Annotated in this window: 1 protein-coding gene; it reads left to right on the top strand. The window is 63.2% G+C overall.

Translation table 11 applies throughout. From position 1 onward, the window contains the following. Positions 1 to 254: hypothetical protein (locus ABD323_RS43300; RefSeq protein ID WP_344447516.1), on the top strand; the 254-nt coding region annotated here is incomplete at its 5' end. Between the last annotated feature and the right edge of the window lie 107 nt (positions 255 to 361).

Below are 361 nucleotides of genomic sequence, written 5' to 3'. Positions count from 1 at the left end.
AACCTCCGTGGTCGTTAATTCCTCGGCTGCCGGGAAAGGGCGGCTGCGAATACCGCCGCTGCGTTCTGGTCCGGCGCGGAGGGCAACCTTTCATGAGTCTGAGCAGGGCAAACTACGAGGTCAACGGCGTGTTTCGAACTCCGTCAGGTGCCGGACACTGTGTCATTGAATACCATCCGGTTTGGTTGTTTTTCGAAATGGAGCCGCTCTTCGGAGAATTCCCGGACGCGATGATTCCGACACAGTCCGGCTGATTTCCTGTCAGGTTGCCGGGCCGGGGGGCACCGAGTGCCGCGTCCCGCCCCGGACATGGCGAAGCGCCGCCCGGACCGGCCGGACGGCGCTGCGTGGAACGTTCGTG

Source organism: Kitasatospora nipponensis (genome assembly GCF_039528135.1).
GTDB lineage: Bacteria > Actinomycetota > Actinomycetes > Streptomycetales > Streptomycetaceae > Kitasatospora > Kitasatospora nipponensis.
Note: the sequence above shows the minus strand (reverse complement) of the source record. Positions and strands in the feature narration are given on the sequence as shown.